This is a genomic window from Haladaptatus sp. HS23 (genome assembly GCF_056892285.1).
On sequence record NZ_JBXGLH010000003.1, the window covers coordinates 133,677 to 155,748 of the forward strand.

Consider the following 22,072-nt stretch of genomic DNA (forward strand, 5'->3'; position numbering starts at 1 on the left):
GGTGGAGTGGAAGGGTCGTTCATGAATTTTGGGGTCTCATCGGTCGTTTCGGGTGTGAATGGCGTGGTCACGTGCGTTGGCCGCGGCTTCCTTCGCGGCCTCCGAGAGGGTGGGATGGGTGTGAATCGTCGCGGCGACGTCGTCGACGGTCGCGCCGAGTTCGAGCGCGAGTCCGAACTCGGCAACCAGTTCCGACGCCTCCGGAGCCACGAGTTGCGCGCCGAGGAGATATCCCTCGTCGGCGTCAGCGACGACGCGGACGAACCCTTCGTCGTCGTTCAGGGTGAGCGCGCGGCCGCTCGCTCGGAGCGGCATCTCGCCGGTTATCACGTCGTAACCGTCCTCCTCGGCCTCGTCCTCGGTCATCCCGACCGTCGCGATTTCCGGGTCGGTAAACACGACCGCCGGGACGGCTTGGTAATCGAGCGCGGCCGGTTCACCCGCGATGACTTCGGCGACGACTTCGCCCTCGCGCATTCCCTTGTGAGCGAGCATCGGTTCGCCCGCCACGTCGCCGATGGCGAAGACGTTCTCGCGCTCGGTACGGCCCCGTCCGTCGGTTTCGAGGAAGCCGTCGTCGGTCGGTTCGAGGCCGATGGCGTCGAGATTCACGGTATCGGTGACGGGTTCGCGGCCGATGGCGACGAGGACTTTTTCGGCGTCGTACTCCGCTTCCTCACCTTCCTCGTCCTCCGTGACGAGGGTAATGCCGCCGTCGCGTTCCCGCCAGTCCGCCGCCCGCTCGCCGAAGTGGAAGTCGACACCGAGGTCCGTCGCGCGCTCGCGAACGAGTTCGCTCGCCGCCGCTCCGTAGCCGGGGAGTATCTCGTCCAACATCTCCACGACGGTCACGTCGGTGCCCGCCTTGGCGTAGGCAGTCGCGAGTTCCATACCGATGTAGCCGGCACCGACGATGACCATCGACTCGGGCGCTTCTTCGAGCGCGAGCGCCTGTCGCGAGTCGAGAATCAGGTCCTCCTCGAACGGGAAGTCCGGGAGTTCGACGGCCCGACTACCGGTCGCGACGACGGCGTGGTCGAACGACAGTTGGTGTTCACCGTCGTCAGTGTGGACCGTGACGGTCGATTCGTCTGCGAACTCGGCGCGACCCTCGACGAGCGTCGCACCCGCCTGCTCGCAGAGTTGCTCGACGCCGCCGGTGAGACGGTCCACGACGTCGTCCTTCCATTCGACGGTTTCGGAGAGGTCGATTTCGGGGTCGGCGTGGATGCCGCGGTCCTCGCCCGACGCCGCTTCGTGGGCGACGTCGGTCGCCGAGATAAGCGCCTTCGAGGGGATACACCCGAAGTTGAGGCAGGTGCCGCCGTATGCCTCCTTCTCTACGAGCGTGACGTCGAGGCCGAGTTGCCCGGCGCGAATCGCTGCGACGTAGCCACCCGGTCCCGCGCCGACGATGACGACTTCCGTTTCGTTCGGAACGTTCGTATCAGACATGTGTGGTCGAAATCAACTGGGTCGGTTCTCGTGCGATACGGTGCCCGCTGGATTGGTTATTCACCAGTCCTGCCGGCACGGTGTTGCGCTCGATGGCGCGACGACGCCAGAATCCGGGGAGAACCGAGCGCGACACCACGGGGAGTCGTCGAACGCGATGACTCCCCGTCTCCCGAGTTCGGGACGGACCGTCCGTCCTCGTCGAACCGAGTAGGCACGCAACGTCCAGCACATAATTTCTGCTGGCTAGGTGCGTCACACATCGGCCAGGCGATACATCCGTTTCCGCGATAAAATCAGTCGTTGGTCACACGGACAAATCTGTCATATTTTCAGAAGGATACTTGACGGGTCGCGTCGTCGTCTCGATGAATGAGAGATGCGTCCACGACGACCGACGGGTCTGTTGTCCGGTCATCGGCCGACCTCGTCGCGGTGGACGTGTTGGCCAGTCTCGCCGCCCTGACACCGCTCGTTTCCCCGCTCGGAGCACAACCGATTCGGTTGATTTTGACGCTCCCGGTGGTTCTCTTCCTCCCGGGATACACCCTGCTCTCGGCTCTGGTTCCGCTAGGAGATAGAGAGAAACACCGAAATCACACTGACTCGCACCCCCGACTCGACGGGTTCGAACGGGCGGCGTATTCCGTCGTGTTGAGTGTACTCGTCGTCGCGGCGTTCGCGTTCGGCCTCGACGCGTCGGGCGTCGGAATTCGACCGGTCCCAGTGCTGTTCACGATTACCGGGTTCATCCTCCTCACGTCGATGGTCGCGGCGATACGTCGGCGACCCACGAGCGTTTCTCTCCCCGTACGGGTTCCGAAACGACCGCTTCGGTCGGTCCTGTCCGACGGGTCCGAAACCGACCTCGACAGGGGGCTGAACGTCGCGCTAGTTCTCCTCATCGTAGCGGCGGCGGTCAGCGTCGGCGTGGCGTTCGCCGGACTCGGCCGGACGGAATCGTACACCGAGTTCGCCCTCCATGCCGGAAACTCGTCCGGCACCGTCCCGTCAGGAGTCGCGGCGTCCGACTTCGGCGGCAGTATCAGCGTCGAAAATCACGAACATCGACGGGTTCGCTACACCGTCGTCGTTCAGCGCCAGCGGGTCCGACCCGGCGACCCGTCGACGACCCGTGCGCGGGAAACGCTCGCGAAACATAGCGTCACGCTCGATTCGGGCGAAAGCCGTCGAATCCCCTACGACGGGGCCTCGTCCGTCGATGGTCCCAACCGGCGAATCGCGTTTCTCCTCTACGAGGGAACTGTACCATCGACGCCGACCACGAAGAACGCCGACCAGGAACTCCACCTCTGGGCGACCCTGGGGACCGCGAATCAGACCGGAACGGCGCGTTCCGACACGACGGGAGTTCGGGGGTAATCAGTGGGATACCGACGACGCGTACTCCTCCGGTGGTCGCGCCGTGACGCGCTCGCGGTCCTCGTCGTCGTCGTGACCGTCGCGTTTCTCACCGGCACGACACTGGTCGTGCTGGCCGCCGGGGCACAAACGACGTCGATGGCGAAGGAGTACACCACCGAGGGACAAGCGACGTACTACCCGACGGTTCGGAGCGCTCGCGCCGCGGCGGACGGGAACGCGGTGGTCCTTCCGACGGCCGTAGTCAACGAGGAGACAGAGACGGAAACCCGCGTCGTCGGCGTTTCCTGTCCACGGGCGAACTCACCCGACGGCCAAGCGTCCGTTTCGATACCCTGTCCGCCCGACTCCGGGGGAATGACGGGCGACGTCGCGTCGGAAACGACGCGCGTCGTCCGCGGGCAGGACGCCCGACTGTCGCTTTCGGTCCGGCCCCGAAACGCGTCGGAGTCCATCCTGCCGCCACGATGGTACGTGGCCAACGAATCAGTGGTTTCCCGCCTCGGCGCGACGGGCGCGTTCGTCGTCGAACCCGAATCGGGAAGTCCGATTTCGGCTACCGGCGTTCCGCTCCGGTCTGCACTCGCGTTCTTCCTCACAGGGATACGGCAGGTCGTCACCGTCCTCGGACTGACGGCGGTGGGGGCGGGCGTCCTCGTCGGCGTCACTATCTACGGCGTCACGCGAATGCACACCTACGATAGACGACGGACGATTTACGTGGCGCGTGCCACGGGAGACCGTCCGGGGCGAATTCGTCGTCTGTACGCGGTCAGGGCGGGGATGTTGACCGGGGTGGGAACCGCCCTCGGGTACGCCGTCGGCGTCGTGGTCACGCGAAGCGCCGTCAACGCCGCCGTGTACCTACACATGCCGACGTCACTGTCGATTCGGGTGTCGTCGCGGGCCGCGACGATACTCCTGCCGCTGTACGGCGGCGTCGTCGTGACCGGTGCGGGTGCCGGATTTCTGGCGGCGTGGGCGTGTACGCGCGGCCCGCCCGTACGGGCCATGTCGCCACGAACCGAATCCGGGTGGACCGCGCGTCTCACGGGCGTTCTGTCCCGCGGGCGGTCGCTCGAACTGCTCGACTGGCGGGTCCTCGTCCCCAGCGTCGCGCCGCTCGCGGCGTTCTGTCTGGTCATCCTCCTCGTCGCGTCCATCACGGGCGTCGTCACGCCGATGGTCCAGACAGGCGGAACGACGGTTGCTGAACCGGGCGCGTCCCACCCCATCGCAAGCCGGATTCCGGAGCGCTACGCGGGCGCGCTCCGCGACCACGGAACGGCCGCCAGTCCCGAAATCCTCGTGTTCGCCGTCCACGACGGAGATCCGATGCTCGCCCGAGGAGCGTCCTACGGGTCGTTTGCGCGGGTTTCGAACGCGACGCTCGTCAGCGGGCGGCGGCCGAGCGGTCCCGACGAGGCCGTCATCGGTGCCGACCTCGCGCGAACCCTCGGCGTGACGACGAACGACTCGCTAACGCTCGGCGGCAGTACCGTGGCGGGCGTGACCCGCGTCGAAATCGTCGGCACCTACAGCGCGCCGGGACCGTTCGACGACCAACTCCTCGTCTCGCTCGGAACGGCGCGCCACCTCGCCAACGTGGACCCCGGAACGGTGCAGGTGATTCGAACGACGGGACGGGTTGCGACCGACCGCCCAACGACCGTCGTCGTCGGCGTCTCGACGCCCGACCGAGTCCCGCAAAACGCCAGCGTTCCGATTCGGGTGCAGGTCGAAAACCTCGGCACGTCACGCGTGACTCGGAACGTGACGGTGAGAATAGACGGAGAGACGCATTCTACGTCCGTCACGCTCGACCCACACGAACACCGCGAGGTTCTCGTTCGAACGCGTGCAGAACGACTCGGCAAGCACCGGATTTCGGTCGGCGGCCGAACCCAATCGGTCCGCGTCGTCCCGCGCGACGCCATCCAACTCGGCACCGTCCCGGAGCGAGCGCCCCCGAACAGCAGGCCGCTCGTTCGAGTCCGTGACAGCAGCGGAAATCCGGTTCCGAACGCGACCGTCTCGGTGAACGGGCGAACGGAACGGACGGGACAGGACGGAATTGCACGGGTTCGACTCGGCGCGCCGGGGACGGCCACGGTTCGTGCAACACACGACGGGAAGACGGTACGGGAAACGGTGACGGTAGCGCGCGACGCGACACGCACCCTCGTCGGGCGCGTCGACGTTCAGCCGTCGAAACCGACGCTCATCACGCGACCCACCGCCCTCCTCACGCTGACCAACCCGTGGAACGACACCCTCTCGAAGACGGTCGCGGTCACGTCCGACGGCGAGCGGACCACCCGTCGAGTCACCCTCGAACCGGGTGAACGGACGACGGTTCGAATCAGCCTCGGCCGCCAGCCACCCGGTTCGCACACGGTTCGTGCGGCAGTGGACGGGCGGGAACTCGAGACGGCGACGTATCGCGTCGTGGGAGACGAACGAATCGCCGCCGCGGTGGCCAGCAGCGGCGGGTCCGGCGGGACGAGCATCGGTCGCGCGATTTCCACGGCGTTCGGCGACCTCAACCTCCTCATCGCCGTCTTCGTCTGTTTGGCCGGACTGATGACCGTCGGCAGTACGACGGCCACCGTGGCCTACACCGTCCACTCCCGACGCCACGTCTTCGGCGTCCATCGAGCGACGGGCGCGTCGCCAGTTCAACTCCTCTCGTCCGTCCTCGTGGACGCGGCCGTCGTCGGCGTGGTCGCAACCGTGGCGGCGTTCGGGATTGCGGTCGCCGTTCTCGAGATTTTGGTGCGAAGCGACCTGTTAGTGCTGTACGGCATCCGAATCACGCCGGTCCTGAACGCCCGCGTGGTCGGTGGCGTCGTGGTCGGTGGCGTCGGCGTCATGTGTCTCAGCGCCGTCCTCGCCGTCGCGACGCTCACGAGGGTGCAACCGGGCGCGCTCCTTTCGACGGTCCCGCGGCACGCACGAGATACCGACTCCGGGGTCGGAGGGGAAACCGATGACTGACCGACGTCGCTACGTGCTGGTCGGCCTCGCGGTGTTCCTCATGGGCGTGGCGATGCGGACGCTCCCGCTCCACTGGACTGCCCTGCCGTACAACGTCGACGGCTACCACTTCGCCGCGTTGGCCCGGAAGGCCGCCGCCACCGGACACCTCTCTGCGGCACGCCGATTTCTCAACCCCGACGAGTACGTCTTCACCGCCTACCTGACCGGCGTCAGTCAGGCGACCGGTGCGGGTCCGCTCGCCGTCGCCCAACTGCTGGTCGCCGTCGTCGGAACGGTCCCGGCGCTCGTCGTGGTCAGCGTCGTCCGGCGCGTCTGCCGTCGGTGGAACTGGGACCCGTCGCATACGCGACTCGCCGCCGCGCTCGCCGGATTAGCGCTGGCCGTCGAGGGCGTCTATCTCGGCCGCTCGGCGGCGGTGAGCAGCGAGATGCTGGGCCACGCGCTCGTCGTGCTGTCGGTCATCGCGTTCGAGCGAGCGTTACGAACCGACCGCCCGGCGTGGATGGCGTTGACGCTCGTGACCGTTCCCTTCCTCCCGTTTACGCACAACCTCGGGACGATGGTCGCCGCGCTCGCGTTGCTCGTCGTGTTCGCCCTCTTTCTCCGGTCCTCCAGACGGGCGACAACTCGGCGCGTCGCCTTCGGCGTCGTCGTCCTCGTCGGGTTTTGGACGCTCATGGTCGTATACTACCAGTATTCCGGCTTGGAGGAGGCGAGTTACGTTTCCACGCTTCCCGGCGTGTTCCTCGCGTGGTTGGTCCTCCTCGTGGCGTTCTCCTCTCTGCTTCCGTCCACGGGAACGGCCGTGCAGCGTCTCGTTCCGACGGGCGTCATCGTCGGCGTGGTGACGCTGTTGGTCGCGAACCACTTCCTTCCCATCTTCCCCGGAACGGCCGGAACCGACGCCCTCCAACTCGGCCTGCTGCTCCCGGTGGCGGGCATCGGATTGGTGGCCGCGTGGGGGGTACCGCGGGTCACGGAGACGGACGGGAGCGCCGTCGTGGTCGTTTCGCTCCTCGCCGGGTCGCTCGCGCTCATCGGGTTCGCGCTGACGGGGAGTCTCACGCACGAGTACGAATCCCTCGCCGTTCGGAGCCAGATATTCACCCACTTTTCGATGTGTGCGGTCGCGGCGGTCGCAGCGGTCGATGTCGGCGTCCGCCGTGCGGGAAAGACCTCCTTCCGAACCGCCGCTCGCCGGGTCGTCGTTCCGTTCCTCGTCCTCTGCGTGGTCGCGAGCGCCCCCGTCGCGTTCGCCGGTCTGCACGCCACGTCCGCACAACCGACGGTGACGCCCTCGGAGTTCGCCACCGCGACGTTCGCGTCGAACGAACTCGACGGCGGTTGGGTCGGCGACGGCCACATCGTCATCCTCTCGACGAACTACTATCCGGAGCGAGCGAACGCGGGGTACACGCCGCTGTACGAGTGGCTTCACGGGAACGGGTCGCCACCGAACTGCCCGGTGGTCGCACAGCGGTCGTGGACGACGGTCGGCGCACAACTGTTCCCGTCGGCTCCGACAACGCTGACGACGGGTCGCTACGACCGATTCACCGCCCGGAGAAACGTCATCTATTCGGCACGGGGACGCGACCCGCTCGTCATCACCACGCCGCGTAGAAGAGGAACCTGCTCGGTCGAATCCAATCGTGGACCGGGTGGTGGTGTGTCCGGTCGCTGAACCGGTCTCCGCGAAACCGTCACTCGACGGTGACGCTTTTCGCGAGGTTTCGCGGCTTGTCGATATCCCGGTCCAGAAGGCGAGCCGTGTGGTACGCGAGGAGTTGATACTGGACGTTGACGAGTATCGGCGCGAGGGTGGGGTCCGTTCGCGGGACCGTCAGCACCTCGTCGGCGAACTCGTCGATGGACGACCGTCCGTCGGTGACGGCGACGAGCGGCGCATCGCGTGCTTTCACTTCCTTCGCGTTGGAAACCGTCTTCCGCGCGGTTTCGCCGTCCCCGATGACGGAGACGAACACGGGGGTCTCGTCGGTCACGAGCGCGAGCGGACCGTGTTTGAGTTCCCCCGCGGCGAACCCCTCGGCGTGTTCGTAGGTTATCTCCTTCATCTTGAGCGCGCCCTCCAGCGCGACGGGGTACTGTAATCCCCGTCCGATGAAAAAGTAGCTCGAACTGCCCGCGAGACGGCGGGCCACCGCCGCCGCGTCGGTCGTATCGAGGAGGTGCTGGACGTGTCCCGGCAGTTCGGCGAGCGCCGAAATCAGTCGGTCCGTTTCGGGAGTCGATTCGGTGGACGACTGGAGGGCGAACAGCGCGAGAGTAACGAGTTGGCTCGCGAACGTCTTCGTCGCCGCGACGCTGATTTCCGGCCCCGACCGGATGAAGAGCGCGTCGTCACACTCCCGCGCCGCGGAGCTTCCGACGACGTTCGTCAGTGCGAGCGTTCGGGCACCGTCGTCGCTCGCCGTTCGAAGCGCGGCGAGCGTATCCGCCGTCTCGCCGCTCTGTGTGACGCCGACGACGAGCGTTCCCTCCCGAATTGGTGCCGGGGCCATCGCGTACTCGCTCGCTAAGTGCGCCTGTGTCGGAATACCCGCGTTTCGTAACAGTTTCGCCCCGTAGAGCGCCGCGTGATAGCTCGTTCCGCACGCGACGAGATGGACGGAATCGGGAGCGTAGCCGTCCTCGATGGCGTCCAAGGAGACGGAGTCCGGCGTCGGGAATCGGTCGCGCAGACACTCTCGAAGCGCGCTCGACTGCTCGTAAATCTCCTTTTGCATGTAATGGTCGTGGCTCCCCTTGGCGACGGCCTCGGCGTCCCACTCGATTTCCGTCAGCGTCTTCGACTGCGGCGTCCCGTTCCGGTCGACTATCGTGTAGCCGTCCTCGGAGAGGAACGCGAACTCGCCGTCGTACAGATGAACGACCCTGTCGGTACGCTCGACGAGCGCGGTCATGTCGCTCGCGATGAAGGTCCCGTCGCCGACGCCGAGGACGAGCGACGAATCCTTTCGGGTCGCCATCACCTCGTCGTGATCCTCGAATATCGCGGCGAGCGCGTAGCTTCCCTCCAGTTTTTCGACGGCTCGTTGGAACGCCTCCTTTCGGGACATCCCCATGTCGAGGAAGTAGCCGATGAGGTGCGGGACGACCTCGGTATCCGTCTCGCTCTCGAACTCGTGCTGTAGCAACCCGAGTTCCTCCCGCAGAACCCGATAGTTCTCGATGATGCCGTTGTGGACGACCGCGACTCGGCCCTCACAGTCCGTGTGCGGATGGGCGTTCTCGTCCGACGGCTTCCCGTGCGTACTCCAGCGGGTGTGACCGATACCCGTCGACCCGCCATCGCCGAATCGCCGTTCGACGGTGTTCGCGAGGACGTCGAGTTCTCCCTCGCGTTTGACGACGTGGATGTCGGAGTTGCTGACGGCCACCCCAGCCGAGTCGTAGCCGCGATACTCCAACTTCGCCAACCCGTCGAGGAGCGACGGAACCATGTCACGGCCGCCGCCCGCACATCCGATGATGCCACACATGGAAGGTCACCTCCCACGGGTGGCGACGACGTGTTCGTTCGTCCCGCCCCCATCGAGTTCTTCGCCGAATATGATTCGGTTCGTTCTCCCGATATGGAACTCCGGTCGTCCCCGGAATCCCCTCCATGCCGAAAGGGGTTCACAGGGGTCGACCGTACCGTCAATGAGCGATAGCGTGTCTATATGTGTCACGGACGGGCTAAGACGGTATCCGTATTTGTTATTTGGTGGAGTATATTCAGTTAACAAGAATATCTTATCGGAGTTCCTCGATGAAAGTGAAAGTGTATCGACCAATCAGTGAACAAACTGAAGCAACCACTGATTAACGTGATATTGGGTGAGTGAACCCATAATAAACCATTCCCCCGAGTCCTCACATCGCGTACTCCCCGTGATTCGGCATAGTGTGAGTATCCGAGTGACGTTCGGTTCGTTGTAGTCTCGACGAAACGAATCCGTTCGCCGTAAATATCCCTCTAACAACAGGTTAAGGAGCGTGATTTTCCAGTAGTGGATGGTTATTCCAGGTGAAATGGAGTCGCGCTCCGGACCACTTACGCCAGGTTTTACCGTAGTTCTTCCACAGCGGTTTGGGGAACGTTCCACCGAGGAGTTCAATCAGGATAGCCGATATCTTTGTAAGGACCATCGTCGCATGACGGACTGATGACCGAAGCGCGTTTGCACTCGATGCCTTGCGAGACGCGCGTGGGGACCGCGTTCGACCGATGGAGGACGGAACGACGACGGGTGGCCAGTACGGAGCCGTCGGGGAAATCCGGGGAGCGACGGTGAAAGGACCCACCTCGCTTCGTCCCCCGACCGTCCTGTTGCTCCTCCTGACGATACTCGTCGTCGTCGCGGTCGCCGTCGGAAGCGTCAGTTCGACCCGCGATTTCGGCGCGTACAACCCCGCGTGGGACGGGACATCGACCCTCCGCGGGTGGATAGACGACGCCGGGGGAGGGCCGAACGTCGTCCTCGAACCGGCGACGTATCGCACGCTCCCCGCGAACGACTCCGTCGTGTTCGTCGTCGCACCACGGACGGCGTCACGGACCGAATCCTTGGAAGGGTTCGTCCGTCGCGGCGGCACCGTCGTCGTGATGGACGACCGGGGAAACCGGAGCAACGAACTCCTCGCGTCGCTCGGCGCGAGCGCTCGAATCGACGGGACAGCCATCCGCGACGAACGACACAACTATCACTCACCAGCCATGCCAATCGCAACCACCGTCTCGAACGAATCGCTCGCCGGGACCGCCGACCGACTGACGTTCAACTACGGGACGGCCGTCCGTCCGAACGGAGCGACCACGCTCGCCAACACGTCGAGTTTCGGTTATTTAGACCGGAACGGCAACGAAACGCTGGACGGAACCGAACGACTCGGGAGCTATCCCGTCGCGACGGTCGAAAACGTCAGCGACGGCCGCGTCGTCGCGGTCGGCGACCCGAGCATCGCCATCAACTCGATGGTCTCCCGCCCGGGCAACGAACGCTTCGTCCGGGGACTCATCGACGCACACGACCGCGCCGTCTTCGACTATACACACGTCGAAGGGCCGCCGCCGTTCGCACTCGTACTCATCGTCCTTCGTCGGTCGCTCGCCGCCCAGCTCACGCTCGTGGCGGGAATCGGCCTCCTCGCACTCGGTGCTCGCCACCCGGAGGAAGCATCGCGTGCCGCCGGTCGACTGTCGAGCAGGCTCGGGGGAATCGAGCGGTTCAGCGGGAACGACGAGACCCCTCCGCGAGTCGATTCCGAGGAGGTAGTGACCGCCATTCAACGCCGCTATCCGTCGTGGCCGCGGGACCGTATCGAGCGAATCGTCGCCGAAAGCCGAACTGGACGGGAAGGAGGGAAACGCGATGACTGACGCCGAGACGCTGTACGACGCGGTTCGAGCGGAAGTGAGTCACGTCCTCATCGGCAAGGAATCGCTGGTCGAACACCTCACGGTGTCCCTGTTGACCGAGGGCCACGTCCTGCTCGAAGGCGTTCCCGGTATCGCGAAGACGACGGTCGCGAACCTCTTCGCCGGGACGACGGGGCTTTCACACAACCGAATTCAGATGACGCCCGACCTGCTTCCGGCGGACATCACCGGCACCCACGTCTACCGGGAAAACAGGGGAGAGTTCACGCTGCAGAAGGGACCCATCTTCGCCAACCTCGTCGTCGCCGACGAGATCAACCGCGCGACGCCCAAGACGCAGAGCGCGTTCCTCGAAGCGATGGAGGAAAAACACGTGACCATCAACGGCGAGACGCTCGCGCTTCCCGACCCGTACATGGTCATCGCCACGCAGAACCCCATCGACATGGAGGGAACCTACCAACTCCCGGAGGCCCAGCGCGACCGGTTCCAACAGAAAGTCGTGGTCGAACTACCCACGTCGGGGGAAGAGCGGGAACTCCTCGACCGCATCGACACCGATCCGCATCTTGGACCTAGCGACGTGGAGCAAGTCGTGACGACGGACGCCATCGAGGAAGCGCGGAGGGAAGTCACCGCCGTTCACGTTGCACCCGAAGTGAAAACGTACATTCAGCGCCTCGTCGAGGCGGTTCGGGCGCACGAAGCGGTCGAATACGGCGGGTCCCCGCGGGCCTCGATAGCCTTCCTCCACACCGCGAAGGCACGGGCGGCGATTCACGGACGTGACTACGTGATTCCCGACGACGTGAAGTTCCACGTTCAGTCGGTCCTCATCCACCGGGTGGTACTCGACGCGGACGCGGAGTTGCGCGAAATGACGGTCGACGACGTACTCGATAGCGTCCAGACGTCCGTGGACCCACCCGGAAGTGAAACGGACGAACTCGCGCCCACCCCTGACGGCGGCCGCACTGACGGGGACGACGAAGACAGCGGGGACGACACGAACGGCGTGGATGACGGCGCGTAATCAGTCGCCCCAGCGGAACTCGACGATTTCGTCGGTTCGGTCCCCCGACGCCACGTTCTCGACGCGAACCGGTTCGTCGAGAGTACTCGCTAAACCGACCGCGAAGAGGGAGACGACCGGATGGTCGAAGCGGTCGAGCGAACCGTACGACTGCCCGGAGATGCCGACCCTGAGGTGATTATCGGATTCGAACGAGGCCGACGCCGCGTCGGCGACACCGAGGAGTTCGATAGCGTCGGCCAACCCGTTTCCGAGGTCGCCCGGCGTGCGACCGACTTCGTCGGGCATCGACGGGCGAACGGCTTCGAGGAGGGGGACGCCGCTTGGATGAAGTGCGACGCCGTGTGCTCTTTCCTCGTCCGAAATCACGAACAACGAATCCGAATCCGGAAGCGACGCGTGGTCGTCGGCCGCCGATTGCGTGATGAACAGCACGACGGACGGCGTTCCCGAGGCGTCCGTCGGAACGTAGATTTCCGGGGCGTCTAATCCGAGTTCGGCAACGAGCGCCGATTCGTTGGCCGCAAGCGTACCGTACACCGCTTCGCTCACGCTCGCTGGGAGGACCCGCGTCGGTTCGAGGAAGTAAACCAACGTGGCGGTGAACGCCCCCGTCGCACCGAGGACGAGCAGAATCGTCCGCACGGACGGCAGAACGACCGCCGCCGCAACCGCTACGGCACCGACCGCCGCGAGACCGACCGCCGCGTTTCGATTTCTGACCCGCCGAGCGCGGGCGTACTCCCGACGGAGGTTCGCGTTCTCCTCGCGGAGTATTTCGACCTCCGCCGCCAGTCGAAACCGCTCGTCCGATGACGATTCCCCTTCGAATTCGGGTGGCACCTCCTCGCTCATCGGACGTCACCTCCGTCCCGAATCACGACACGAGTGTACTGTGACACCACCATCGCCGCGATTCCCGCCACGGCGACGACGATGAACGCCGTCGGCAGCGTCCCGAGTTCGAGGAGACCGACCCACGTCAGGCCGGCGCAACTGGCGACGATGGCGACGACACCCAGTTGCCGTCGGCGGTCCGTGACCCGAACCGACGGTGACAGCAACACGAGCGTGAGCGCGAGTTCGACGACCGGAATCGTCCACCCGAGGCCGTGGGACGGATAGAGTGCGACGACGGCGAGTTGCCCGGCGACGAACGGGTACACCGCGGGCGTGAACGCCCAAAGCGCGAGGAGAACGGCTCCGGCGAGGGCACCTATCTCCCGATGGGAGACGGCCAGCGCACCCGCCGCAACTACGGCGGCAATCCCGCCGAGCGGCGTCCGCACGTTCGATTCGAGCATGGTCAGACGGACACCCCCCGCGCGGAGGAAAGAATGGTCTCCACCCTGTCGCCGGGTCCGACTTCGAAGGCGGACACCAGCGGATACGAGCCGATTTTCCGTCGAAACCGCTCGAACGAGACGTACCGCCCGTACGTTTCGTCGAGGTCAGCCAAGCCCGTCGAGTCGAACAGTACTCGTGGTGCGAGAAAGACGTTCGTTTGGCCCGCCTCCCGACTCGCGTATCGAACGCAGTCGCGTACCTCGGCACGGTGCGCGTCCGACGTGAGCAGGACGACGGAGACGTTTCCGGCTTGTCGGGATAGCTGCCGTTCAACCGTCGAACGCAGTGGTGCGTCGGCGGGGGCGCCCCTCGATGCGTCCGAGAGGAAAGGACGGATTCGCGCCGCGAACGCCGAGTCGTCCGCCCGTAACGAATCCCGGCGACGGGACGAAACCGCATCAGAAATCCGTCTCGGGGTCGTTTCGGCGTCGTTCCCTCGCGTTCGCCCGCCCTCCACCTCTAACGAACGAAGCGTCTCGCGGATGGCCTCGTAGTGTGTCGGCGTCGAACGGAACGGGTACCCGGCCGTAACGCCCTCGCGTCCGACCGCGAAAAGTCCGAGCGAATCCGAACGGTCGTGCGCTTCGGCGACGAGCGCGAGCGCGACTTCCCGAAGGTACGCGAGTTGCGTTTCGCCCGGCCGTCCGTTTCCGACGGAGGAGCGTCGGTCGATGAACACTGCAACGCGCTGGTCGGGGTCCTTCTCGTACTCCCGGACGTGCGGATAGTTGAACCGGGCGGTCGCGTTCCAATCGACGCGTCGAAGGCTGTCACCGGTCGTGTACTCGCGTATTTCGACGGTCGGAAGTCCGCTCGTGTTCCGCTTCGCGGACTGGCCGCCGTACTGCGTTTGCGTCCGCTTGCCGCCGCGTCCGACGTGAACGTCGCTCGGAGTTCGCTGGGTGACCATTAGCTTCGGCCCGTCGTCGCCCGTCCACCGGGCGGTGAACAGTCCGAACCGGTCGCTGGCTTCTACTATCGGCGTTTCGAACGAGGCGGAACCGGCGGTCGGGAACGCCACCGAATACGTCGTCCTTGCCGTCGTTTCACCCACGTCGAGGTTGGCGGTTCGCTCCTCCCTCGCCGCTCCGTGGCCGGAGAGCGGCGGCCGCGATTCGGCGGAGAGAGAAAGCGAGGAGTCCGGCGGTCGCTCGACGTCGACCGTCACCGATATCGGGATGTCCGCCCGCACGTGGATTCGGGGGCACGACTGTGAGACGGTCGTTCCGGCGACGTCACGGCGGAGTTCGGACGCGAAGGAGACGTATCGATAGAGCACCCAACACGTGACGCCCATCGTCCCGAAAACGAGCGCCGGACGGTCGAGCAGGACTGCCAACACGGAAAAAGACAGGCCAAACGAGACGACCATCCACTGGCGACGAGTCGCGTGCATCGTCCTGAAGCGGAATCGACGGTGGCAGTTAACACGGTGCTATCGTTCTGACGGTAATCCGTCCTTTCCGAGGATGGAACGACTATGCCGTCCGACGGGACACGAAATACCACCCGAAGCACGTCTCCTCTTGCCGTAAGCCGGCCCTATCGGCGACCAGTCGTCGCAACGGTCGGCCGGTTTTAAGAACGGGTCCGGCTTACCACGGGGCCACCGTGGCGGTCGTTGGAGCGGATAGCCGTCGGACCGTCGCCCGATATCCGTCCACCGTCCGCCCGATTGGAATCCCTGACTACTCGATGAATCCCGAAACCGCTCCATGAACCGTCCGAGATACACGCTAGCAGTGGCGGTCGTCGTCGTACTCCTCGTCTCGTCGGCCGTCGGTGGTGGGCAAAATACCCCGACGTCGGGTGAGCCACGCGTCAACGAGAACGCGACGAACGGGTCCGCGACGGTGCAAAACGTGACCGCGCCGCGTCATCGGGACCCGGACGTCGTCCGACGGAAAGGGAACTCGGCGGCGGTCGAACGCTGGCTTCAGCAGCGCCTCGCCAGCCGATTCGGCAACAGCATGGTACGAATCGAACGGGGACAGTACGAGAAAGCGCGCGGGTTGGTCGGTGACGATTTCTCGGAGCAACTCAGTCAGTACGTCGAAGTGCAACAATCCACGGAAGGAGGCGGAAACCAGTCCGCGGAGTTCCAAAACGGGATGGAGAGCCAACGGGAGTTCATCGGAGCGGTACGGGAGTACCACCGAACGTATCGTCGCTACCAGAAGGCACGACGGAACGGGAACATCGAGCGTGCGAGACGGCTCGCACGGAAACTCGACCGACTGGCGGAGCAGACGAACCAGTCCGGAACGTCGTTGCAATCAACGTACCGGAATATCTCCCAAACGACTCCAGCCAACCTGAACGAATCGACACAACAGGTGACGTCCATCTCCCAGAACGTCACCCGGACGCAATCGAGCGTCGAGGAGGAAGTGTTCGAAGGGACGACGGTGAACGTGACGGCGAACAAAAGCGCCGTCTCGTTTCTCGACCCCATCGAGTTGAACGGCGTACTGACGACGGAGAACGGGAGTGCCCTCTCGAACCGGAACATCACGCTGAATATCGGAAACCAAACCGTCGAAACGCGGACCGACGACGAGGGATACTTTCAGGCCACGTATCGGCCGACGGAGCTACCGGTGAATACGAACCGACTGACCGTCGAATATCGGCCGAAAAACGAGTCCGCCTACCTCGGCTCGACGGACGCCGTCGCGGTAAACGTGACGCAAGTCGATTCGTCTCTCACGGTGCGGAAGGCACCGAAAACGGCCAAGTTCGGGGACCAAATCGTCGTCACTGGTGTCGTCGGTGCGAAGGATGTGGGAGCGGGGAACGTCCCCGTCGTCGTCAGTATCGGCGACAGGGAAATCGGACGGTCCACGACGAATCGGAACGGTAGCTTCACCGTTCGGACGAGACTTCCGCACTCGGTTCGGGCGGGTACCAGACCCCTTCGGGTGTCGGTTCCGCTCTCCAAACGGGCGTTGTCGGGTGCGACCGTCACCAGAGAACTCCGCGTGAATCGAACGAACACGTCGCTGTCGATGCACGCGGCCAGAAACGGGAGCAGTGTCGCGGTCCGCGGTCAACTCGACACGAAGGACGACAAAGGTGTGACGAACGGGACCGTCGTGTTCCGGGTCGACGGGACTCGCGTCGGCGAGGCAAAAACGGGCAAGAACGGGAGTTACGCGGGGAAATTCGACCTGCCGCCGTCGGTGGACCGTGACGAATCGGCGACGATGGTCGCCGTGTACGACCCGTCCCCGTCGAACCTCGGCATTGCACGGGACAACGCGACCCTCCAAGCCGTCTCCGACGGGTCGCGTCTCCCGGAGTGGATTTCGCTGCCGTGGGCCGGCGTGGCGCTTCTGACTGTCGTGTTCCTTCTCGGGACGGTCCTCGTGAGGTCGCGCCGCGAGGACGAGACGGACGATGACGGGGAGGAGTTCGGACCGTCGGCCGCGCCACTGGACGGCGAAACGGAGGCGACGGACGAGGACGGCCCCGCGGAGACGAGAGACCCGACGTCGGAGGAACTGGACGCGCTCGATGCTGCGCGAAATCACCTCTCGTCCGGTGACGGTGAGCGGGCGGTCGAAACCGGCTATTCGGCGTTTCGACGGTTTCTCCGCCGTCGCTACGAACTCGAACCGTCGGCCACGCCACGGGAACTCAGGGACTCTGCCGGGGCACTCCTCTCCGAACGGGAGTACCGGACGCTAGACGGACTGACTAACAGTTACGAGCGCGTCGTGTTCGCGTCGGACGTCGTTTCGACCGAGAGCGTTTCCAACCTCCTCGACGCCGCCGAGGGCATCCTAATCGAGGAGGACGGAGACGGACGCGACTGAGGGCGATGTCTGGGTCATCGTGACCGCAGCCATCGACGAGTATCGAGCGATGAGCGGAAAACCGCACGTGGCGGACGGCGCGGTACGCACCTATTTCGACTCGGGCGAGAGATAAAACGGCGGAACGAGCCGTCGTAGTGGGCCGTTTCGGGGTTTTCAAACGCATTACGCCCGAAATGTTGAAGGCAAAACGGATGGTGTACTGACACTCCAATGAGACGCAAAAACGAGTCGAGGGAGCATGCCGAACATCTCCACGACATCGGGGACGGTATCGGCTGTACCGAAATCTGGGAACACCTGAGCGACCAGCGGGCGGAGGAATCGGGAAACGAGGAGGACGAGAGACGATGACGATTCTGGTCACTGGCGGGGACGGCTACATCGGATGGCCGACTGCGCTCCGCATCGCCGACCGAACCGACCAGCGAGTCGTCAGCGTCGACGACTGCGGGCGGCGTCGGTGGGTCGAGGAGGTAGGTGGCCAGAGCGCCGTTCCGGTCGCCGACCCCGAAGCACGGATCGATACTGCGCGGAACCGACTGGGACTGCACAACCTCTCGTTCGTCGAGGGCGACCTGACCGAGAAGGCCTTCGTCGACGAACTGCTCGCGGTCCACCAACCCGAAACCATCGTTCACGCGGCCGCACAACCCTCCGCGCCGTACTCCCAAATCAACGGCGAACGCGCGAACTACACGCAACACAACAACCTGCAGTCGACGCGAAACCTCCTGTGGGGCCTCGAAGAGAACGACCTCACCGACACGCATTTCATCGAGACGACGACGACGGGCGTCTACGGTGCTCCCGAATTCCCGATTCCAGAAGGCGGCGCGACGATGGAGAACGAGGGCGAGCGCGACGAGGTGCCGTTCCCAGCGATGGCGGGTAGCTGGTACCACCTGACGAAATCCCACGACGCGGCGAACATGCGGCTGGCACACAAGCAGTTCGGGATTCCGATCAGCGACGTTCGCACGGCCATCACCTACGGGACGGAAACCGAGGAGACGCGCGCCAGCGAGGACGACCTGAAGACGCGCTTCGACTTCGATTACTACTTCGGAACCGTCGTCCATCGCTTCTGTGCGCAGGCCGCCGCGGGCTATCCGCTGACGGTGTACGGCAAGGGCGAACAGCGGAAACCCTTCGCCAGCCTCGAAGACACCGTCGAGGGACTCGCGCGACTCGCGCTCGGCGACGCGGACGACCGCCCCGACGACTTCGTGGTGTACAACCAAGTGACGCGAGCCATCAGCATCGTCGAAATCGCAGAAACCATCGACGAGGTGGCGTCGGAGTTCGACTTCGAGACGTCAGTCGAACACTTCGACAACCCGCGCGAGGAGGACGAGACTCACGAGATGGAGATAGAAAACGACCGCTACATGGACCTCATCGACGGCCAAGAACAGTCCTTCGAGGACGGGGTTCGTGACGTGTTAGAAACGCTCTCGCGCCACACCGACCGAATAGAATCACACGAGGACCGCTTCGTCCCGGACGTGCTTCGGGACGAAACCGAGTCCGTTCCCGCAGGGTCGGATTGAATCACGGAGCTTTTTCGAACCGCGGGAGATCGTTCAGGGCCACCGATAGGTTTGTACGGGTTCCCGTCGAGTACCGATACCGATGACCGTCAGCCACCGACGCCGGTTCGTCTATGGCCAACTCGGGGTGATGCTCCTCGCGGCCGCCACCCTGTCGATTCTCGACGTGCTTTCGGGGGAGACGTTCTTTATCGTCTCGTTCGTCGGCCTGTTGATGTTGCTAGAACTCACGTCCCCGGCACACGTCAGACCCCAGTGGCAGGTCCGTCTCCGATGGATACTCCTCGCGGGACTCCTCGGGTTCGGCTACGTCGTCTTCACGCACGTCCAGCGCGTGTTCGCCTGAGGCGGTGCACCGTCGACTGATAGCTGAGAGAGGAAGAGAGATTACTCCTCGACGTCCCCGTCGCTCGAATCGGTTCGGGACGATTCCCGCGAGAGTCGAACCGGCGACGAGAAGGAGAGCGTGTAACTTGCCCAGTGAAGTTCGAACAGCAACCAGAGGAAGAGGACTCCGGCAAACGCGAGCGCCGAGATAGCGCCGACCGGCGTTATCCACGCCGGGAAGATGAAGAGGAGCGCGTGGAGTATCCGCGGCGGAAGGACGTTTATGCCGGTCGTCACCGCCTGGTCGGCCATGGACGCCATGAAAAACGATGAATCGCCCGTGGAGCCGCCCACGTGTGGTTCGAGGCCCAGCGCCTTCGCGCTCGTCCCGTTCGTACTCTCGTCCCCGGTTCCGAGGCGTTCCGCCTCGTACGGACCGGGGAACGACATCGACCAGACGATCTCGTTCTGCTGGTTGACTTCGAACACCCTGTCGCCGTTGGAGTCGGTGATGAGCGTGTGGCCGTTCGGCAAGCGGTCCGCGTCGCGGGGCCACTGCATCTTCGAATCGCTCCACACCCACGTCCGGTTCCAACTGCCGTTCGACCGCTGATATTCGACCACGCGGTTGTTCTCGGAGTCGGCGACGAGTTCGGCCGGACCGCCGTTCGCCTCGTTGATGTAGTCCGGATTGTGTTGCTCGTAGAGCGTCTCGTACCGGTCGTCCGCACCGAGTGTCCAGTTGGGCTGTAGTCCCGTCGTCTTGTTCAGAAAGACCACTTGGTCCTGATTCCGCATGCTGACCGCTATCCGCCCGTCGTGTAGCCGTTGGACGTTGTTGATGTGCGTCCAGTCGCGGGGGAAACTTCCGCCGCTCGCGTGCGAGAAGTTCTGTTCGGCCTGCCAGTTCCATTCGATGTTCCCGTTCCGCGTGTTCACGATGTACACGCCGTCCGGGGGGTTGATTTCGGCGACGAGGAGTCGTCCGTTGCCGATGTAATCCACGTCGTGTAGCGCACTGGAACCGCGCGACGTGCGCAGGTCGGACCAGAGACGCGTGACCTCACCCGTCGTCAAGTTGAGTCGCTCGACGACGCTTCGGCGACATTTCACCGTCGAGTGGCACGCGCTCTTGTTCACGTTATCGGACGCCACGTAGAGGACGGTCATGTCCCCCTTCGGACTCGGGTCCACGTCGTGGTAAAAGTCGTGCGTGTCGTTGTAATAGAGCGTCTTCCCGTTCGGCCCGTACGCACCGATACGGCCGCCACCGTAGGCGTCGGTCGTTAAGACGGTTACCCCGTTTGCCGGCGGGACGGTTCGCGTCTCCATTTGTGCGCTCGACCATTCCTGCCCGCTCTGTAGATATGCACTCGCCACCGGCGCACTCAGCGCTAGTAAAACGAGAACAAAAGCGGTTCGAATGACTCGCTTCGATGGAATGTGTCGTCTATACGTCGCCCTATCAGTGTCATCGCCTGTGTTCCCCCCAGCCATGCTGAATAACCATATACCTTACTCGATTTATTAACTCTTGTGACCGTCGTGAGGCTTCGAGACGAGGAGATAAGACTCCGAGCGCCGCGATGCGAGTCGAGACCGCGTCCCGATTAGCTGTCCGTGAGGAGCGCCACGTACTCGTCCATCATGTCCTCGACGTCGAAGTGGTCGACCATGTACTCCCGAGCCATCCGACCGCGGGCGGCGAGGTCCGCCTCGGCGAGCGCCTCGACGCCATCGGCGAGCGCGTCCGGGTCGTTCGGCGGGACGACTTTTCCCCCGTGAACTAAATCCGAGACGCCACCGACGTCGGTGGCGACGACCGGCGTTTCGCATGCCTGAGCCTCCCGTATCACCGCAGGAGGCCCCTCGGCCGTCGATGCTAACACGAACACGTCCGCCGCTATCAGGAACGGACGAACGTCCTCTTGATAACCGGCGAACGTGACGTACCCCCGAACGCCTTCCCGTTCGGCGAACCGTTCGTACTCCGCCCGCTTCGTCCCGTCGCCGACGAGCGTCAGGCGGTAGTCACGCGCGCCTCGTTTGCGCAATTCGACGAACGACTCCAACAGGTTGTGGACCCCTTTCACCGGGTCGAGGCGGCCAACGTACACCAATTCGACGCCGCCGTTTCGCTCCGCGGGCGTCGTCGCATCCGGGGCGTACCGGTCGACGTCGATTCCGGTCGGGATTATCCTCGTCTTCTCGCCCGACGCGAACCGGGTCAACCCGTCGCGGACGTACTCCCCCTGACCGACAATGTGGTCCGCGGCCATGAACGTGAGACGGCCGACCGAGTGCGTGTACGCCTTCGAGACGGCGTCGACGAACGCGTTCCCGTAAAACCACTCGACGCCGACGATGTTGCTGACGACGACGGTGGTCTCGACGCCGAACCGTCGGCCCAGCACCGCCGCAAGGGAACACACCGGATAGAGGTAATCACCGATGACGAGTCTATCGAGGGCCGGGAACTCCTCCCGCAAGAGCCGATAGAATCCCGGCGTCGGGAGCGTGTACCGGATTTCCGGGACGAACCGCGCCGGATAGTATCGCACCGTGATGTTCTCATCCTCCGGCGGGTATCCGCGCCCCTTTTCCGGGTGAAAGAACACGATTTCGTGTCCCTCGTCCGCCAACCGCGGCGCGAGTATCTGTGGGTCCGGCCTGACCAACACCGTCGGGTTCAGTATTCCAATTTTCATCGGTGAGTGGGTCCGCTCCGTGGATTCCCGATGAACCGACGATACCGAACGGCAAAAAGATT

At 64.4% G+C, this 22,072-nt stretch carries 18 protein-coding genes; 9 read left to right on the forward strand and 9 right to left on the reverse strand.

The window, feature by feature from the left end:
• Positions 1 to 36 precede the first annotated feature (36 nt).
• Together lpdA and AC1XDK_RS11135 are read right to left on the reverse strand one after the other, a co-directional pair.
• On the reverse strand, positions 37 to 1,455 hold the full coding sequence (lpdA, locus tag AC1XDK_RS11130; RefSeq protein ID WP_483349975.1) for a dihydrolipoyl dehydrogenase: 1,419 nt from the start codon (positions 1,453 to 1,455) through the stop codon (positions 37 to 39).
• A gap of 60 nt (positions 1,456 to 1,515) precedes the next feature.
• Positions 1,516 to 1,689 carry a hypothetical protein gene (locus AC1XDK_RS11135; RefSeq protein WP_483349976.1) on the reverse strand — a complete coding sequence of 58 codons (174 nt, stop codon included), beginning with the start codon at positions 1,687 to 1,689 and terminating at the stop codon, positions 1,516 to 1,518.
• A 138-nt stretch (positions 1,690 to 1,827) separates the two neighbouring features.
• On the opposite strand from AC1XDK_RS11135, the gene AC1XDK_RS11140 reads away from it, so the two are divergent.
• The 3 genes from AC1XDK_RS11140 to AC1XDK_RS11150 are packed head-to-tail and all read left to right on the forward strand — an operon-like array spanning position 1,828 to position 7,522.
• On the forward strand, positions 1,828 to 2,838 hold the full coding sequence (locus tag AC1XDK_RS11140) for a DUF1616 domain-containing protein (protein WP_483349977.1): 1,011 nt from the start codon (positions 1,828 to 1,830) through the stop codon (positions 2,836 to 2,838).
• A gap of 3 nt (positions 2,839 to 2,841) precedes the next feature.
• A complete protein-coding gene (locus AC1XDK_RS11145; RefSeq protein WP_483349978.1) occupies positions 2,842 to 5,835 on the forward strand; it encodes an FtsX-like permease family protein in 2,994 nt (997 codons plus the stop codon).
• Positions 5,828 to 7,522: a sodium/phosphate symporter gene (locus tag AC1XDK_RS11150; protein WP_483349979.1), complete on the forward strand. Its 1,695-nt coding sequence runs from the start codon at positions 5,828 to 5,830 to the stop codon at positions 7,520 to 7,522. Before AC1XDK_RS11145 ends, AC1XDK_RS11150 begins: the two co-directional genes overlap by 8 nt.
• Positions 7,523 to 7,541: 19 nt before the next feature.
• Here AC1XDK_RS11150 and glmS read toward each other — a convergent pair whose 3' ends face one another.
• Both glmS and AC1XDK_RS11160 read right to left on the reverse strand, forming a co-directional pair.
• Positions 7,542 to 9,341 carry a glutamine--fructose-6-phosphate transaminase (isomerizing) gene (gene glmS / locus AC1XDK_RS11155; RefSeq protein ID WP_483349980.1) on the reverse strand — a complete coding sequence of 600 codons (1,800 nt, stop codon included), beginning with the start codon at positions 9,339 to 9,341 and terminating at the stop codon, positions 7,542 to 7,544.
• 6 nt (positions 9,342 to 9,347) lie between these two features.
• Positions 9,348 to 9,533: a hypothetical protein gene (locus AC1XDK_RS11160; protein ID WP_483349981.1), complete on the reverse strand. Its 186-nt coding sequence runs from the start codon at positions 9,531 to 9,533 to the stop codon at positions 9,348 to 9,350.
• A gap of 506 nt (positions 9,534 to 10,039) precedes the next feature.
• Between AC1XDK_RS11160 and AC1XDK_RS11165 the strand changes: the two genes are divergently transcribed.
• Positions 10,040 to 11,224: a DUF4350 domain-containing protein gene (locus AC1XDK_RS11165; protein ID WP_483349982.1), complete on the forward strand. Its 1,185-nt coding sequence runs from the start codon at positions 10,040 to 10,042 to the stop codon at positions 11,222 to 11,224.
• A complete protein-coding gene (locus AC1XDK_RS11170; RefSeq protein ID WP_483349983.1) occupies positions 11,217 to 12,257 on the forward strand; it encodes an AAA family ATPase in 1,041 nt (346 codons plus the stop codon). Before AC1XDK_RS11165 ends, AC1XDK_RS11170 begins: the two co-directional genes overlap by 8 nt.
• On the opposite strand, the gene AC1XDK_RS11175 is transcribed toward AC1XDK_RS11170, so the two are convergent.
• The 3 genes from AC1XDK_RS11175 to AC1XDK_RS11185 are packed head-to-tail and all read right to left on the reverse strand — an operon-like array spanning position 12,258 to position 15,000.
• Positions 12,258 to 13,112, reverse strand: a complete 855-nt coding sequence (locus AC1XDK_RS11175; protein WP_483349984.1) for a DUF7982 domain-containing protein — start codon at positions 13,110 to 13,112, stop codon at positions 12,258 to 12,260.
• On the reverse strand, positions 13,109 to 13,561 hold the full coding sequence (locus AC1XDK_RS11180; RefSeq protein WP_483349985.1) for a DUF8163 family membrane protein: 453 nt from the start codon (positions 13,559 to 13,561) through the stop codon (positions 13,109 to 13,111). The genes AC1XDK_RS11175 and AC1XDK_RS11180 overlap by 4 nt, the downstream gene beginning before the upstream one ends.
• A 2-nt stretch (positions 13,562 to 13,563) precedes the next feature.
• Positions 13,564 to 15,000, reverse strand: a complete 1,437-nt coding sequence (locus tag AC1XDK_RS11185) for a DUF58 domain-containing protein (protein WP_483349986.1) — start codon at positions 14,998 to 15,000, stop codon at positions 13,564 to 13,566.
• A gap of 319 nt (positions 15,001 to 15,319) precedes the next feature.
• Between AC1XDK_RS11185 and AC1XDK_RS11190 the strand changes: the two genes are divergently transcribed.
• The 4 genes from AC1XDK_RS11190 (at position 15,320) to AC1XDK_RS11205 (ending at position 19,321) form a co-directional block, all read left to right on the forward strand.
• A complete protein-coding gene (locus tag AC1XDK_RS11190) occupies positions 15,320 to 17,422 on the forward strand; it encodes a hypothetical protein (protein WP_483349987.1) in 2,103 nt (700 codons plus the stop codon).
• A gap of 213 nt (positions 17,423 to 17,635) precedes the next feature.
• Positions 17,636 to 17,776 carry a hypothetical protein gene (locus tag AC1XDK_RS11195; RefSeq protein WP_483349988.1) on the forward strand — a complete coding sequence of 47 codons (141 nt, stop codon included), beginning with the start codon at positions 17,636 to 17,638 and terminating at the stop codon, positions 17,774 to 17,776.
• Positions 17,773 to 18,975 carry an NAD-dependent epimerase/dehydratase family protein gene (locus tag AC1XDK_RS11200; protein ID WP_483349989.1) on the forward strand — a complete coding sequence of 401 codons (1,203 nt, stop codon included), beginning with the start codon at positions 17,773 to 17,775 and terminating at the stop codon, positions 18,973 to 18,975. The genes AC1XDK_RS11195 and AC1XDK_RS11200 overlap by 4 nt, the downstream gene beginning before the upstream one ends.
• An 82-nt stretch (positions 18,976 to 19,057) precedes the next feature.
• On the forward strand, positions 19,058 to 19,321 hold the full coding sequence (locus AC1XDK_RS11205; protein ID WP_483349990.1) for a DUF8044 family membrane protein: 264 nt from the start codon (positions 19,058 to 19,060) through the stop codon (positions 19,319 to 19,321).
• Between the two features lie 41 nt (positions 19,322 to 19,362).
• Here the strand turns inward: AC1XDK_RS11205 and AC1XDK_RS11210 are convergent, their stop codons facing one another.
• Entirely contained in the window at positions 19,363 to 20,682 is a 1,320-nt protein-coding gene (locus AC1XDK_RS11210; protein WP_483349991.1) for an aryl-sulfate sulfotransferase, read from the reverse strand.
• Between the two features lie 230 nt (positions 20,683 to 20,912).
• Complete coding sequence (locus tag AC1XDK_RS11215; protein WP_483349992.1) at positions 20,913 to 22,010, reverse strand: glycosyltransferase; 1,098 nt, start codon at positions 22,008 to 22,010, stop codon at positions 20,913 to 20,915.
• Positions 22,011 to 22,072: the final 62 nt, after the last annotated feature.

Coding starts and splice junctions, on each gene's coding strand:
- AC1XDK_RS11195 (WP_483349988.1), top strand. CDS start 17,636: ATGAGACGCAAAAACGAGTCGAGGGAGCATGCCGAACATCTCCACGAC.
- AC1XDK_RS11200 (WP_483349989.1), top strand. CDS start 17,773: ATGACGATTCTGGTCACTGGCGGGGACGGCTACATCGGATGGCCGACT.
- AC1XDK_RS11205 (WP_483349990.1), top strand. CDS start 19,058: ATGACCGTCAGCCACCGACGCCGGTTCGTCTATGGCCAACTCGGGGTG.
- AC1XDK_RS11180 (WP_483349985.1), bottom strand. CDS start 13,561: ATGCTCGAATCGAACGTGCGGACGCCGCTCGGCGGGATTGCCGCCGTA.
- AC1XDK_RS11150 (WP_483349979.1), top strand. CDS start 5,828: ATGACTGACCGACGTCGCTACGTGCTGGTCGGCCTCGCGGTGTTCCTC.
- AC1XDK_RS11185 (WP_483349986.1), bottom strand. CDS start 15,000: ATGCACGCGACTCGTCGCCAGTGGATGGTCGTCTCGTTTGGCCTGTCT.
- AC1XDK_RS11175 (WP_483349984.1), bottom strand. CDS start 13,112: ATGAGCGAGGAGGTGCCACCCGAATTCGAAGGGGAATCGTCATCGGAC.
- AC1XDK_RS11190 (WP_483349987.1), top strand. CDS start 15,320: ATGAACCGTCCGAGATACACGCTAGCAGTGGCGGTCGTCGTCGTACTC.
- lpdA (WP_483349975.1), bottom strand. CDS start 1,455: ATGTCTGATACGAACGTTCCGAACGAAACGGAAGTCGTCATCGTCGGC.
- AC1XDK_RS11135 (WP_483349976.1), bottom strand. CDS start 1,689: ATGTGCTGGACGTTGCGTGCCTACTCGGTTCGACGAGGACGGACGGTC.
- AC1XDK_RS11215 (WP_483349992.1), bottom strand. CDS start 22,010: ATGAAAATTGGAATACTGAACCCGACGGTGTTGGTCAGGCCGGACCCA.
- AC1XDK_RS11140 (WP_483349977.1), top strand. CDS start 1,828: ATGAGAGATGCGTCCACGACGACCGACGGGTCTGTTGTCCGGTCATCG.
- glmS (WP_483349980.1), bottom strand. CDS start 9,341: ATGTGTGGCATCATCGGATGTGCGGGCGGCGGCCGTGACATGGTTCCG.
- AC1XDK_RS11170 (WP_483349983.1), top strand. CDS start 11,217: ATGACTGACGCCGAGACGCTGTACGACGCGGTTCGAGCGGAAGTGAGT.